At 35.5% G+C, this 12,887-nt stretch carries 13 protein-coding genes; 1 reads left to right on the top strand and 12 read right to left on the bottom strand.

The window, feature by feature from the left end:
• Nucleotides 1-298: DUF3397 family protein (locus tag Q0Y70_RS07675; RefSeq protein ID WP_297819282.1), on the bottom strand; the 298-nt coding region annotated here is incomplete at its 3' end.
• 105 nt (nucleotides 299-403) lie between these two features.
• Here Q0Y70_RS07675 and Q0Y70_RS07670 point away from each other — a divergent pair.
• Nucleotides 404-523, top strand: a complete 120-nt coding sequence (locus tag Q0Y70_RS07670; RefSeq protein WP_297819279.1) for a DUF4044 domain-containing protein — start codon at nucleotides 404-406, stop codon at nucleotides 521-523.
• A 37-nt stretch (nucleotides 524-560) separates the two neighbouring features.
• Here Q0Y70_RS07670 and mreD read toward each other — a convergent pair whose 3' ends face one another.
• From mreD to Q0Y70_RS07615, 11 genes are all read right to left on the bottom strand, one after another.
• Entirely contained in the window at nucleotides 561-1,094 is a 534-nt protein-coding gene (gene mreD, locus Q0Y70_RS07665) for a rod shape-determining protein MreD (RefSeq protein WP_297819276.1), read from the bottom strand.
• Complete coding sequence (gene mreC / locus Q0Y70_RS07660) at nucleotides 1,094-1,945, bottom strand: rod shape-determining protein MreC (protein ID WP_297819273.1); 852 nt, start codon at nucleotides 1,943-1,945, stop codon at nucleotides 1,094-1,096. Before mreC ends, mreD begins: the two co-directional genes overlap by 1 nt.
• Nucleotides 1,946-1,994: 49 nt before the next feature.
• Nucleotides 1,995-2,996 carry a rod shape-determining protein gene (locus Q0Y70_RS07655; protein ID WP_297819270.1) on the bottom strand — a complete coding sequence of 334 codons (1,002 nt, stop codon included), beginning with the start codon at nucleotides 2,994-2,996 and terminating at the stop codon, nucleotides 1,995-1,997.
• A 128-nt stretch (nucleotides 2,997-3,124) separates the two neighbouring features.
• On the bottom strand, nucleotides 3,125-3,748 hold the full coding sequence (locus tag Q0Y70_RS07650) for a JAB domain-containing protein (protein WP_297819267.1): 624 nt from the start codon (nucleotides 3,746-3,748) through the stop codon (nucleotides 3,125-3,127).
• Nucleotides 3,749-3,778: 30 nt separating this feature from the next.
• Nucleotides 3,779-4,456, bottom strand: a complete 678-nt coding sequence (locus Q0Y70_RS07645) for an HAD family phosphatase (RefSeq protein ID WP_297819264.1) — start codon at nucleotides 4,454-4,456, stop codon at nucleotides 3,779-3,781.
• Nucleotides 4,446-5,699: a folylpolyglutamate synthase/dihydrofolate synthase family protein gene (locus Q0Y70_RS07640; protein WP_297819285.1), complete on the bottom strand. Its 1,254-nt coding sequence runs from the start codon at nucleotides 5,697-5,699 to the stop codon at nucleotides 4,446-4,448. The genes Q0Y70_RS07645 and Q0Y70_RS07640 overlap by 11 nt, the downstream gene beginning before the upstream one ends.
• A 5-nt stretch (nucleotides 5,700-5,704) precedes the next feature.
• A complete protein-coding gene (locus tag Q0Y70_RS07635) occupies nucleotides 5,705-8,344 on the bottom strand; it encodes a valine--tRNA ligase (RefSeq protein WP_297819260.1) in 2,640 nt (879 codons plus the stop codon).
• A 296-nt stretch (nucleotides 8,345-8,640) separates the two neighbouring features.
• Nucleotides 8,641-9,360, bottom strand: a complete 720-nt coding sequence (locus Q0Y70_RS07630) for a pseudouridine synthase (RefSeq protein ID WP_297819256.1) — start codon at nucleotides 9,358-9,360, stop codon at nucleotides 8,641-8,643.
• A 64-nt stretch (nucleotides 9,361-9,424) separates the two neighbouring features.
• On the bottom strand, nucleotides 9,425-10,642 hold the full coding sequence (gene thiI, locus Q0Y70_RS07625; protein ID WP_297819253.1) for a tRNA uracil 4-sulfurtransferase ThiI: 1,218 nt from the start codon (nucleotides 10,640-10,642) through the stop codon (nucleotides 9,425-9,427).
• Between the two features lie 9 nt (nucleotides 10,643-10,651).
• Entirely contained in the window at nucleotides 10,652-11,806 is a 1,155-nt protein-coding gene (locus tag Q0Y70_RS07620; protein ID WP_297819250.1) for a cysteine desulfurase family protein, read from the bottom strand.
• A 95-nt stretch (nucleotides 11,807-11,901) separates the two neighbouring features.
• Nucleotides 11,902-12,887: septation ring formation regulator EzrA (locus Q0Y70_RS07615; protein ID WP_297819246.1), on the bottom strand; the 986-nt coding region annotated here is incomplete at its 5' end.

Genomic DNA, 12,887 nt, shown 5'->3' with positions numbered 1-12,887 from the left:
GTACTGAACAGGCAGTCAGATAATCCCACAACACACGAATTGTTTTTCCTAAAGAAATATTTTTATTCTCAACAGCTATCTTTATTGCAACTATAATTACTAAAATAAAATACAACAAAAAACCGTAAGGTAAAAACGATGGTTTATGATTTTGCATTGTAATTAGTTGGCAGGCAATTGCAAAGAAAAACGGTAAAACGTCATATCCTCTAAATTTTGCCCTAGGAAATACTCTAGTTACTAAAGCAGCCAAAGCTAAGCCAATGATCGGTAGTAAAAAAATCCAAATTAAGTCCATAATGACCTCCATTTATCTTATTTTACATTATTTTTAAGATAAAGAGATTAAATTGCAAAACTTTATCTACTAAGCTAGAATAAAAACAACATAGGAGGTTTTGGCATGCGCAAGAAAAAGAAAAAATCTGGTTTTCAAAAATTAACCATTGTTATGGCATGGCTGATGGCCATCGTCACCTTGTTCGGTGTATTTGGTGTAGCAATTCAATACTTAATTCAGTAACAAAAAAGGGCGTCTAAAGACGTCCTTTTAATTTTGATCAATACGGTGTGCGCTTATCTAAGAATGGATATTTCTCTACAAGCCAAACCCAAAAAGCATATGTAATCAAGAAAATGATTAAGCACACAATCAAACTAGGCACAAATGATTTTACCAAATCAATTATTGAGGCTTTAATCACTCCAATAGCATTAGAAACTAAAAATACATAAATATCTACTAATAAATATGCTACTAAAGCTACGAACAATCTTGAAATAAACACTTCAGGCAAGAACCTGGCAATTTTTTCTGCTGCATAACAAATCAAGGGAAAAATCACAGTATAAATACCGATAAAGCCTAAATAAAACACATCCGCAATTATGCCGATTCCAAGGCTTAACCAAACATTATCGATATTTTGGTCATCACACAATCCAATTAAGACGATTCCGACAACAGTAAACCAGCAGGCAGCACTGCCGAAGCCGTGAAATAAGACTCCTTGAAAACGATAGGCACAAATTCCATCAAGCACTACTGCGCCTAAAAGTGCCAATGCTACATACCAACGTCGTAACACATTCATCAGTCTTCCACCTTTCTGCGAATGACTGAAACTATAGAAGGATCATTTAAATTGCCAGCAGGCTTAATTTGAATAACATCTGATAAGCCATAAGTATCTCTAGTAGTCTTTTGAACAGTCCCTACTAACAATCCTTTTGGTGAACGTCCGCCCATACCACTGGTGTAAACTTTTGTACCTTTTTTAAGCTTACGCCCATCAACAACTTGAGTAAATGTTAATTGATCGTCTCCATTAACTGAGATTATTCCGTGAACCATCTTGTCTTTGCTAGATCTGGCTTCAACAGAAAATCTATTAGCTGATTTATCAGTTGAAGTAATTAATTCAACTTTAGAACTAGTAGCGCTAACTTCTAAAATTCGTCCAATTAATCCACCGTCACACATTACAGCCATATTCTTTTTAACACCAGCACGTGAACCCTGATCAATTATCAATAAATCGGACCAAGTATCTGGCGCTCTAGAAATAACTGAACCATTTATGATGTCATAATCAGTTAATGAGTTCTTTAATTTTAAAGCAGATTTTAATTGATCATTTTCAGCTTCAAGCGAATTATTGCGTGCCTTAGTTTGTCCAAGATCATCAATTTGTTTCTTTAAATGATCATTTTCTTCTTGGGTATTAAGCAAACTTTGTACATTGCTTGCTCCACCAGTTACCAAATTAAGCGGCCAATTCACAATTTGCGTTATTACAGTAACTGTATCATTACCCATTTTTTGAATAAATAAAGGGGTATCTCGACGATTTCGCATGCGTACAGTGATAGAAAGAACGCTCAAGATTGCAATAATGACTACAAAAATCGTTAAAACTTTTTTATTTCTGAAAAATTTTTTCATTGAGTTACTTTCCTAATAAGAAAAGGCCGGATATTTGCCGGCCTCTTAATTAATGTCTTTTACGCATTACTTCAATATTTTTAAGAGATTCACCGGTTCCGATAGCTACACAGTCAAGCGGATCTTGTGCAATAAATACAGGAACTTTTGTTGAATCAGAAATAACTTCAGGCAAGTTCTTTAATAAAGCTCCACCACCTGTTAATACAATACCATGATCGATGACATCAGCAGCGATTTCTGGAGAGGTTTCTTCTAAAGTTTCTTTAATAGCAACGATAATGTTTTGCACAACTTCTTGTATTGCTTTAGCAACATCTGTTGCGTTGACATCGATTGATTTTGGCAAACCAGTTACCAAATCACGCCCTCTGATATTCATTGATTCAATTTCTGCAGCTTTTTCAACAGAAGCAGAGGCAATTTGAATCTTGATAGTTTCGGCAGTTCTTTCACCAATTAATAAGTTGAAGTTCTGGTGAATATAAGTAGAAATAGCGCTGTTAAATTTATCTCCAGCCATTCTAGTTGAGCGTGATGAAACGATACCACCTAATGAAATTGTAGCAACATCAGTAGTACCTCCACCAATATCAACAACCATTGAACCAGTTGGATCCATAACTGGAAGACCAGCACCAATAGCAGCAGCAAATGGTTCTTCAATTACATATGCTTCACGTGCACCAGCAACTCTAGCTGCATCAATTACTGCACGCTTTTCAACTTCAGTAACACCAGATGGAACACAGATCATAGCTGCTGGCTTTGAATTACCTACAGTTTTTTCCATGAAATACTTAAGCATCGCTGCAGTAGTATCATAATCGGCAATTACACCATCTTTCATTGGACGAATTGCTCTAATTGTTCCTGGAGTTCTACCAATCATTTCTTTTGCTTCAGAACCTACCGCAATAATCTCGCCTGTTTGCGTGTTCTTGGCTACCACTGAAGGTTCACGTAAAACAATTCCCTTACCTTCAATATATACCAAGGTATTGGCAGTTCCCAAATCAATACCAATATTCTTTGAACCTAATCCAAACACACCAAATCTCTCCTTAATTAGTTATTTTCATATTTTTTAAAAAGTGCCTAAATCGTCTTTATTTAGTCCCTGATATTATAGCATACAAAATCAAATCTTAAGAGATGGCTTTCAGACTTTATAAAGCTTTAAAGAAGTTCCGACTCTCGAAAACTCAAATAAGTATTATCTGAAACAATAAAATGGTCCATAAACTGAATCCCAATAGCTTCACTAGTTTTCTTAATTTGTTTAGTAATTTTGAGATCTTGAGCTGATGGAGTGGTATCTCCACTTGGATGATTATGAACAACAAAAAAAGATGCACAGTTATAAATTAATGCCCAACGAAAAATGTCTCGTGGATGAACAACCGCCTTATTCAAGGTTCCTTGAAAAATCAGCTTTTCTGCTACTATTTTATTTTTCGAGTCCAAATAAATACCATAAAGTTGCTCCTGATTTTGTCCACTCATTTTGCTTGCTAAATAATAGCCAACCTGAGAACTAGACATAAATTTTTCTAAATTTCCGGTATTTAAAGCTTTAATTCGTTTTATAAATATTTCTGTCCACAGTGCTAGCTTGTCACTACAAAATGGACCTGAACAATAATTCCAAAAGTCTGAAAAATTAACAATTCCATTTTTATCCAAAAACTTTTGTAAGTCATCAAAGTTTCGAATATTTTCTTCATGTAGGATTTCTAAAATCTCTTCAATAAGCTGACGATCATCCTTCAATAAATAGTGTTTTGATTTTAATGTTTCCATTTTTTACCTCCACTATTTATTACACGAATCCTACTTTATTTTATCTATAACTTCATAAAAATCTTTACAAATTAAAGCATCTTCTCTATCAACTTCAGTTGCCGGCTTTAAATCAGGAACCATAATACAATCTAAACCGGCATTGTGAGCAGCAGTAACTCCAGTACTTGAATCTTCAAATACAAGTAGCTGATTTTTAGGGAGCTCCATCTTTTTTTGAGCCAGTAAATAAATATCTGGAGCAGGCTTAGGTTCTAGATGATCCTGAAGAACATTTTTATAGCTTAAGTGGAAAACAAAGTATTGTCTAATACCTGTCACCCATAAAAATTTTTCGACATATTCGTTATAATTGCTTGAGGCAATTGACATTTTCATACCCTGTTGATCAAAGTAATCCAATGCTTCTTGGACACCTGGGCGAAGCCTTAATTTTCCTTCATCAGCCCACTGCCAAACCAAATCATCAGTTCTTTTAATAAATTCATCACGTAATTCAGTTGTCTTAAAATATTTATGATAAAAATTCTCCATATCTTTGGCACTTGAGCCAACTAATTTTAAATATGAATCTTCCGGAATATTCAAGTTATATTCTTTTGCAGCTTGAATATTTGCCTGCCAATATAAACGTTCAGAATTGACCAAAAGGCCATCCATATCAAAAATTAATCCTGAAATATTATCTTTTAAGCCATCAAATTTCATGCTTTTTTCTCCAATAATTAAGAATCGCACCTACTAAATAAAATGAACCAGTTACAACTAAAATTTCATTACTATCCAAGCTAGATGCTAGTTTATCAAATAAATCTTTATAATCTTCATCATAAACTGCTTCTTTTTTCAATTCATCTTTAAAATCATCAAAATTTGCTGATCGTGGATAATCAATTCTCTTTAAATAAATTTCATCTTGAGGACTAAATAAATCAAAAATTTCTTTTAAATCCTTATCTTTCATCATCCCCATTAAAAACTTTACTCTTTTAGTTGGTAATTTATGTATGTAACTTAAAAGCTGTCTTATCGCCTGGATATTGTGAGCACCATCAGCAATAATCAAAGGACTAGTTTGCAATACATCATAGCGTCCCGGAATTTTTGTGTTATTGATGGCTTCTTGCACTTTCAACTTATCTAATGGCAAATTCAAGAATTCGAATGCTCGATAAGCAATCGCCACATCATAGCTTTCTGAAATTGGGCGCTGATTAAAATCTAACTTTGAATTTTTCTCTTCAAAGATGATTTTATCTTCATCTTTCACTGTAAAATCTTTTCCAAGCTGAGAAACGGGAGCTTGCTCATTTTTTGCTTTCTCAAGTAAGATTGATAAAACATTTGTGGGAACATTTCCTAACACTACCGGAGTATTTTTCTTTATCACTCCACTTTTTTCACGAGCGATATCTGAAATTGTTGGTCCAATAATTTTTTCATGATCAAGACCAATAGTTGTAATTATGCTAACTTCTGGATTTATCACATTGGTTTTATCATGCTGACCACCAATACCCACTTCAATCACAGCATAGTCACATTTTTTATAAGCAAAATACCAAAAGGCAATCGCTGTCTCAAATTCAAATGTCACCAAATCAAAATTAGGATCACTTTGCTTTATATCAGCAATCGCTTGAGTGACAACCTGATACCCCTTTACTAAATCCTCATCACTAATCAAATCACCATTTAACTGAATTCTCTCATTGAATCTTTCAATATATGGGGAAACAAAAAGACCGGTTTTTTGTCCGGCCTTTTTAATTAGATTTGAAAGATAATAAGAAGTCGAACCCTTGCCATTGGTACCCGTTATATGAATGGTTTTAACTTGGTCTTGAGGATTTCCTAAAACGGCTAAAACTTTTTTGATATAAGATAAATCATTTTTTTCATGCAGGCGAGGCAGAGTTTCAATATTATGAATAACTTCTTGTACTTGCATCAATCTTAGTTACTTTCTTTCAATTCTTTAATTCTTTCACGAACACCAGCAAGTTGACTTTCGTAATCAGCTTTCTTTTCCTTTTCCTTGTTTACAACTGCTTCTGGAGCATGTGCAACAAAGCCTTGGTTAGAAAGCTTCTTTTCTGCTCTTTCAACTTCACCTTCAAGACGTTGTTCTTCTTTTTCCATCTTAGCTAATTCTTCATCTACATTAACCAATTCAGTCAAAGGAACAAATACTTGCGCCCCTGGAATTACAGCAGTCTTAGCAAGTTTTGGTGCTTCAATATCACTTGCAACTTTCAAATTCTTAGGATGTAAGAAGTTTTCAACATAATCTGCATTCTCATCTAAAATACGTTCGTTTGCGGTGTCGTCTAATTGAATCATGATATCAATTGCTGAAGACATTGGAGCATTAACTTCCATACGAATATTACGTACAGCTTTAATAACTTCAATCATGAAATTCATATCTTGATCTGCAGTTTCATTTTCAAATTCTTTATGAGTAACTGGGTATGATGCAGTCATAATTGACTTACCTTCATGAGGCATTGAAAGCCATAATTTTTCAGTTACAAATGGCATAATTGGGTGCATCAAACGTAAAATTTGGTCAAGGATCCAAATTAAGTTTTCTTGCTTTCTAGTCTTTAATTCTTGGTCATCACCATTTAAAGCAACCTTAGAAATTTCGATATACCAATCACAAAAGTCATTCCAGATAAAGTTGTACAATTCACGACCTGCTTCGCCGAATTGATACTCATCAAATAAACGATTTACTTCACTTACGGTATGGTTTAATCTATCAAAAATCCAGCTATCAGCTAAGTCAAACTTATCTACATCTGGTATATGAGCTGGTTTTGCATCTTCAGGCAAGTTCATAATCACAAAACGACTTGCGTTCCAAATCTTATTGATAAAGTTCCAAGCAGCAGATAACTTCTTAGGGTCATAACGTGTATCTTGACCTGGAGCAGTACCATTTAATAAGAACCAACGAAGAGCGTCAGCACCATATTTATCTACCACATCCATAGGATCGACACCATTACCTAGGGATTTACTCATCTTACGGCCTTGCTCATCACGCATAAGTCCGTGCAAAACAACATCATTAAATGGACGTTCGTGAGTAAAATGAAGACTTTGGAAAATCATTCTAGAAACCCAGAAGAAAATAATGTCATAACCTGTAACTAAAGCATTAGTTGGGAAATAACGTTTAAAGTCTTCTGAATTTTCATCTGGCCAGCCCATTGTTGAAAATGGCCAAAGTGCACTAGAAAACCAAGTATCAAGTACATCTGGATCTTGCTCCCAATTTTCAATATCTTTAGGAGCTTCTTCACCAACATAGGTTTCACTAGTCTTTTTATTGTACCAAGCTGGAATCCTGTGGCCCCACCATAATTGACGAGAAATAACCCAGTCATGAACATCTTCCATCCAGTGATTTAGTGTAGCCTCAAATCTTTCTGGAACAAAGTTGACTTTACCATCAGTCTTTTGGTTTTCAAGAACTTTTTCAGCTAAAGGCTTCATCTTAACGAACCATTGTTTAGATAATCTCGGTTCTACTTGAACACCAGAACGTTCTGAGTGACCAACTGAGTGGACAATCGGTTCAACTTTGATTAAGTAGCCTTCTTGTTTTAGATCTTTAACTAAAGCTTCACGTGCTTCAAAACGATCCATGCCAGCGTACTTACCAGCTTCTTTGTTCATAGTTCCATCATCATTCATAACATTGATGCGCTCTAAATTATGACGGTTACCTACTTGGAAGTCATTAGGATCATGTGCTGGGGTAATCTTAACTAAACCAGTACCAAATTCTGGATCTACGTGTTGGTCCTCAATAATTGGAATATGGCGACCAACTAGTGGCAATACTAATTCCTTACCAACAATATCCTTGTATCTTGGATCTCCCGGTGCAACTGCTACTGCAGTATCACCAAACATAGTTTCTGGACGAGTTGTTGCAATTTCTACAAAACCAGAACCATCTGTAAATGGATACTTAATGTGGTAGAAGGCACCCTTATCGTCTTTATGAATAACTTCGATATCACTCAAAGCAGTTTGCAAAGCTGGATCCCAGTTGATAATGTATTCACCACGGTAAATCAAGCCTTCATTGTAAAGCTGTACAAAAACTCTTTTTACAGCCTTGGATAAACCTTTATCAAGGGTGAATCTTTCGCGAGAATAATCAAGTGAAAGACCCATCTTAGCCCATTGTCCCTTGATGATTGATGCATATTCATCTTTCCAGTCCCAAACTTGCTTAACAAAAGCTTCACGTCCCATTTGGTGACGATCTTTACCTTGCTTGCGCAATTTTGCTTCAACTTTAGCCTGGGTAGCAATTCCGGCGTGGTCCATTCCTGGTAAGTACAAAGTGTCATAACCTTGCATACGCTTAAAACGAATTAAAGTATCTTGAATTGCAGTATCCCAGGCATGTCCCAAGTGCAACTTACCAGTTACATTTGGGGGTGGGATAACGATTGAATAAGGATGAGCTTTTTTATCACCAGATGGCTTGAATAAATCTTCATCAAGCCAAGTTTGATATCTACCCTTTTCAACCTCATTTGGATCATATTTTGGCGCTAAGTTCGTCATTTATTATCTGCCTCCATAAAAAAAGTCCTAGACAAAATGTCTAGGACGAAAATTTTCCGCGGTACCACCTAAATTAAATAGCATAAGCTATTTCTCTTTAAAGCGATAACGGTGCTATATCCGAATAAACTTACTATAATTTCAGTAAATTAGCAGTTAAGCTACAAACTAACTTCCAGCCTCTCAGCATTGTGGCCTTTCTCTGTTAATGAAGCTAATACCTCTTAACTTTTGCTTTGTTTTTGATTATAGCATGTTAATTAGAAAGAGAAAAGTATAGCTAAGTAGAATTTTTATTACTTACTGTTTTCTAAAACTTTAACTTCTTGATCAGTCAGTTCGCGATACTGTCCACGTTTTAAATTCAGATCTAATTTTAAATCTCCCATAGTCAAGCGCTCTAACTCGACAACTTTCATACCTGATGCACCAAACATGCGCTTAATTTGGTGGTATTTTCCTTCACTAATCGTAACTTCAACTTCTGATGTGTCATTTTTCTTATCTTGTGACAAAATCTTCAGCTTTGCAGGCTTCAACTTGGTTCCATCGCCCAATTGCATCCCTTTTGCAAATTCTTCTACTGTACTTTCATCTGCAACTCCTGCAATACTTGCGCGATAAACTTTATCGACATGCTTATTAGGGGCTAGCAAATTATGGGTAAATTGACCGTCATTCGTAATAAGCAAAAGTCCAGTCGTATCTTTATCAAGTCTGCCAACCGGAGCTAATTTTTGATAACGATCTTGCGCATCAAGTAAATCCAAAACCGTCTTTTGATGCAAATCTTCCGTAGCTGATAAAACCCCTTTAGGCTTATTCATCAAAAAGTAATGATACTGTTTATAAGAAACTTTCTCTTGCCCTACCATCACTTCATCATCTGGGGCCACTTGCATTTTCGGCGTATTGACCATTTGCCCATTTACGCTAACGATGCCGTCTTTGATTAATTTATGGACTTGTTTTCTTGATCCAACATTCATGTTTGCCAGATATTTATCAATTCTCATCTTCTCACCTGCTCATTCCTCATTTTAACTAAAAACGCCAGCAGAATCGACTGCTAGCGTTTTTTTATAATAAGTCTTGATCTTCTTGAGCCTTATCATCCAAGAATTTTTGGTTTGGATAAATTGGTGTAACTTCAATTCCATCAAGTGCTCTTTGAATTAAACCTTCGACATCTAATCTTGCTTCAAGCTTTCTTGCTTCATCAAGTTTTGGCTTAGTCTTAGGACGTGGAGGGGCAAAGATTGTACAACAATCTTCAAACGGCTTAATTGACAAATCAAAGGTGCCAATTTCTTCGGCCAAACGAATAATTTCAGTTTTATCCATTGTCGCAACCGGACGAATAACTGGTGTAGTTGTTACGTCATTGATTGCTACCATTGATTCCAAAGTTTGAGATGCCACTTGACCAACGGATTCACCGTTAAAAATTGCTAGGCCACCACGTTTTGCGCGAATGCGGTCTGCTAATTGCAACATAAAGCGACGCTGAATGGTCATCAGATAACCCTCTGGCAACTTTTCTTTGATTTGTTCTTGAATTTCAGCAAATGGAACTGCGATAAAATTAATCTTACCGCTGTAATTTGCCAAAATCCCAGTCAATTCCTTAGCCTTAGCTAATGCCTTATCACTAGTATACGGAGGACTAAAGAAGTGAACCATTTCAATTTCAACACCACGTTTTAATGCCAGATAAGATGACACTGGTGAATCAATTCCGCCAGATAGCATCATCATGGCCTTACCGGCAGTACCAACTGGCATACCACCTGCACCATGGATCAACTGGTTAGAAATATAGATGGCATCTTTTCTAACTTCGATACGCAATACCAGATCAGGCTTTTTCATCTGAACTTTTAAGTTTGGCATATTATCAAAAAGATAATCTCCCACTAAGGCATTCAATTGATTGGTATCATATTCAAAGTCATGATCACTTCTACGTGTATTAACCTTAAAAGTCATCCCCTCTTGATATGTTGCCTGCATTAATTCCAAAGAGGTCTTTTTAATAGCATCAAGAGTTTTTTCAACTTTAATTGTTGGAGAATATGTTTGAATACCAAAGACGCGCTTTAGACGACTGTCTATTTCTTCAAAAGGCGCACCATTTAAAACGATGTGCATTCTATCATGCTTAGGATGAATCTCAACTTCAGGAAAATCATTTAACAAACGCGTGATGTTACCAGCTAAGCGGCCAATAAAATCTTTTCTGTTCTTACCTTTAGTTGATAATTCTCCATAGCGAATCATCACTTCTGTATATTTCATTTTTTCACCTTATTTCAAATGATTAATCTTTGCAAAATGTTGGTAAATCTTGTCAAATTCAGCAATAAATTCATCTGCTTCTGTGAGTGTGTTCGATGGATCAAAACTCAATCTAATTGCACCAGTTGCAACACTATCATCAACTTTCATTGCACTTAAAGTCGATCCTTCAACCCCGCTTCTTGATGAACAAGCACTAGTAGTCGAAACATAGATATCTTTGGCCTCAAGAGTATGAACTAAAGTTTCTCCGCGAATGCCTTCCACAGCAAAGCACAAGATACTTGGGACAAAGTGGTCATTATCTTGAGAAAAGATGTGAATTCCTGGCTTATCAGATAGATATTGGACAATTCTTTCTTTAACAGCTAATTCTTTGGCTGCATTATCTTCTTCATCAGCCAAATATAAGCGCATTGCCCTGGCACTAGCAGCAATTGCCGGTAAGTTTTCAGTACTTGAACGCAGTGCTTTTTCTTGCCCTCCACCATCAATCAGCGGCTTGATCATCTTACCTGCTTTTTTATAAAGAATACCTACGCCACGTGGAGCATGAAATTTATGAGCAGATAAACTCATTAAATCTACACGATCAGTAAAAACTCTATCCCAAATATTCTTCCCCAATGCCTGGACATTATCAACGTGAAAGGTAATATTAGGATAATCTTTCAAAACTTCACTAATTTCATCAATTGGTTGAATTGCGCCAACTTCGTTATTAACGCCCATGATTGATACCAAAATCGTATCGTGAGTAATAGCTTGTTTTAATTCTTGAGGATCAACTCGCCCATCGCTATCAACACCTAACACAGTAACTTTAAAGCCCAAATCTTCTAGGGACTTAACAGCATTACTTACTGCAGCATGTTCAACACTACTTGTAATGATATGGTTTCCAAATTCTCTCTTTGCTAAAGCCGTTCCTTTAATCGCCCAGTTATCTGATTCACTACCACTTGACGTAAAAAAGATTTCATATGGTTTTACGCCGAGCAATTGGGCAATTTGTTTACGGGAGGCTTCAAGTAATTGATGGGCACGATCACCCATCTTGTGCAAACTCGATGGATTTCCCCAAATTTCTTCACTAACTTTGTTATATGTTTTAAGTGCTTCTGGATAAACTTTCGTTGTAGCACTATTATCAAAATAAATCACTTTATCTTACCCTTCTCAAAAAAACGACCCTTCAGGTCGTTTTTAACATATTGAGATTTTAACGTAAATTGATACTTCTGGCAATTACTTTCTTACTAATTGTTAGTTTCTTCGTCATCATTTTTCTTTTTTTCGTCATAGTATTCCTTTTCAATTCGCTGATATGAGCCCGGTTCTGCCTTTTCTAAAGCAGTAGCAATTGTATCAAGTGCTTCTTTATATTCATATTTATTTTGATATAAATCATATGCTTGTTTACGAGCACGCTGAATCTCATCATTATTAATATACTTATTAGAATACTGCATTGTCAGTTCAACCAAATCTGCTGAACTCAGAATTTCATCCGCTTCTTTTTGCAAACGATCAATGTCTTCTTGAATCTGGATTAGTTCATGAGAAATCTTTTCCAAGTTAATTCTGACCTGGTTCAATTCCTCACTAGTTTTAGAAATTTCATTAACTACCAAAATGTACATTTGTACAAAGCTTTCTGGCTTACCGGGAAGTTTTCTTCTTTCAACTCGGCGATAGATCAATGAGACATCTTGCTTAAAATGATCAATTGAATCATTAGCAATCTCTTCAGCATCAAACAAACCATCAACATCAGAAGATAACTTCTTTTGACGAGAGTCAATCTGCTCTAATTCTTGAAGCATCGCTAGCCACTTACGCTCCGTATCTGAATATACGCCTTTACCATCTGATAATTTTTGACAGTCACTACCGAATTCTACATTTAAATGGTTGACACGACTTTCTAATTCTTTAGCCTCTTGCAATTCACCGTGATTTAATTCATAGCTTTCATCAATATGTTCTAATTTGGCAACTAATTTTGCTGAGTTTGCACTCATGTGACTTAAAACTTTAACAATTTTATCTTGATTTTTATCTACAAATGGTCGAGCTTTAAATTCTTTAGTTAAAATATCATACAAACTGTCAATACGTGTACTAATTTCTTTGTTATTCTTTTCAACTGTTGTTAGCTCTAATTTATTTAAATCTTTTTTCTTATCTTCTATTAAAGTATCCGCTCCATATAAAGCAAGTCTTCTATAATCTCCTATAATTC

Source organism: uncultured Lactobacillus sp., from assembly GCF_947367085.1.
Lineage (GTDB): Bacteria > Bacillota > Bacilli > Lactobacillales > Lactobacillaceae > Lactobacillus.
The sequence above is the reverse complement of the archived record's forward strand: the minus strand, read 5'-3'. Positions and strand labels throughout refer to the sequence as shown.